General features: G+C 46.0%; 2 protein-coding genes. Both read left to right on the top strand.

All coding sequences use genetic code 11. The features are described 5' to 3' along the window. Positions 1-121 precede the first annotated feature (121 nt). Positions 122-1,678, top strand: coding sequence for an IS21 family transposase (gene istA / locus G475_RS0122025; RefSeq protein ID WP_026703098.1), 1,557 nt, complete (start codon positions 122-124; stop codon positions 1,676-1,678). Further along, positions 1,675-2,318 (top strand): IS21-like element helper ATPase IstB (gene istB, locus G475_RS0122030; RefSeq protein WP_026703099.1); only part of this gene is annotated, 644 nt, incomplete at its 3' end. The genes istA and istB, both read left to right, overlap by 4 nt.

Raw genomic sequence — 2,318 nt, forward strand, 5'->3', positions numbered from 1 at the left:
TGTAACTGCTAGATTAGAGTTAACACTTTTTGCTTGATAAGATTGAACACTTTTTCGTTACGAATCTCTCTTGGACCAGCTATACTAGGAACAATAATTGCTGGTCTGGAGGAAACGAAAGGTGAATAAAATGAAAGATCATATGCGTATTCGTGACTTGAAAGAAGAGGGTTTCAGCATTGCAGCCATCGCCCGCAAGTGCGGTGTATCAAGAAACACGGTTTATAACTATTTAGAAATGGATTGGGATGAAGCCTTGGATTGGGTTGAAACGTTGAAGACCAGGACAAGGAAATTGGATTCCTATAAGGACTATATTTTGGCCTGGTTGAAGGAGCATCCGGATCTTTCAGCTTCTCAGATCTCAGACTGGCTGGAAGAAAAACACGCTTTTAAAGAAGCTGGAGACAGCACCATTCGAACCTATGTCAAGGAGTTGAGGGAAAAATATCATATACCAAAGACGTTGACCTACCGGTCTTTCGAAGCTCTGGAAGAATCGCCGCAGGGGAAACAGATGCAGGTGGATTTTGGGGAGCAGCGTGTGAAAACGTCGACAGGAAAAACCATCAAATTGTATGTCATCATCTTCGTTCTCAGCCATTCCCGGTGCAAATATGCTGAATGGCAGGACCGTCCCTTTACAACAAGGGATGTGCTGCGAACACATGAGAATGCCTTTCACTACTACGGAGGGATGACCGAAGAAATCGTTTATGATCAGGACACATTAATGACCGTCAGCGAAAATGGAGGAGATATTATGTTCACCGAAGCTTTTCAGTCCTATAAGAACGAGCGGGGATTCAAGGTTCATTTGTGCCGGAAGGCAGATCCCCAATCGAAAGGGAAAGTCGAAAATGCCGTGAAGTTTATCAAGCAGAATTTTGGAAAGAACCGTGTGTTTCATCAACTGGACAGCTGGAATGATCAATGTCTCTCCTGGTTAGAGAGGAAAGGGAATTACCAGGTTCATCATACCATAAAAAAGAGACCGATCGATGTGTTTGCCCTGGAAAAGCCACACTTACGACCCGTCTCTTCACCGCTCTCTTTCGAGAGCACCATAAGTCATAGTATATCAAGAACAGTTCATAAAGACAACATTATTAAGTTTCAATCCAACCGCTACACCGTACCATTAGGCACCTATAAGCCTTATGAGAACAACATTGTGACGGTGCAGGTCCAAGACCAGCAGGTGATGATTTGGGATCCATCAAGCGGAAAATGTATCGCTATCCATCCTTTGGCTGCCGGAAAGGGACATCTGATCAAGAACACCCATCACTCCCGGGACTGTTCTCAAGGCCTGGCCGATTATCGGCAGGCAGTGAAGACCGCGTTTAGGCATCAGGAACACATTGATAGATATCTGGAAGCGTTGAGTCAACAGTATCCACGGTACATACGGGACCAGCTGCAGATCCTTCAAAGGAGCATCACCAAATACCCGACCGTGATCGATCAAGCTTTAGAGCGTTGTATCAAGGATGGTTTATGGAGTGCCAATGATTTTTATGACGTAGCCAACCATCTAGCCTCTTCGATACCGCATGCTGCCGCATCTACGGAGGCTGTACGCATACCCGGAGAAATGCCTGAGCCATCAGGACATGCCCCTGTAGCTGAGCGGGAGATGGATACCTATCTGGAAATCCTGGGAGGTGCAGAATGAGTTTTTCGGTTGAATCCCTCCAGCAGCAGTTACACACCTTTCGAATGGCGGAAACAGCGAAAGAACTTCCTTCCTTTCTTCGTCAGGCGGAAAATCATTCATGGACCTATCAGGAACTGTTATACGAACTATTCTGCCATGAAGAGAAAAGACGGGAAGAAAAAATGATTGAAAAACATTTCAAGTGGGCTCGTTTCCCTTTTGAAAAGACGCTCGATGTCTTCGACCTGGGAGAACAGCGTTCTCTCAGTCAGAGACAGCTCCGGCAGCTGCAGGAGTTAACCTGGCTTGAACAGACGTTTAATGTCGTATTTTTGGGGCCGCCCGGGGTCGGCAAAACGCATCTGGCCATCGGGTTAGGGATCGAGGCTATTTACAAAGGGCAGAAAGTGTCTTTCGTGTCTATGGGGGAGCTCGTTACGTTACTGAAAACGGAAACCTATGTCCGCAAGTCCCAGCTTCGTTTGAAACGAATTCGGGAAGCTGATCTCGTCATCATGGATGACTTAATGTATATGGCGATGGACCATCACGAAGCGAATCTCTTTTTCCATCTCATCAATCATCTATATGAACGAAGTTCCATTATTCTAACTTCCAACAAGGGGCCGGAGAATTGGGGAGAGCTTTTGGGAGATCA

The organism is Salibacterium aidingense DSM 18341 (genome assembly GCF_000429685.1).
GTDB lineage: Bacteria > Bacillota > Bacilli > Bacillales > Marinococcaceae > Salibacterium > Salibacterium aidingense.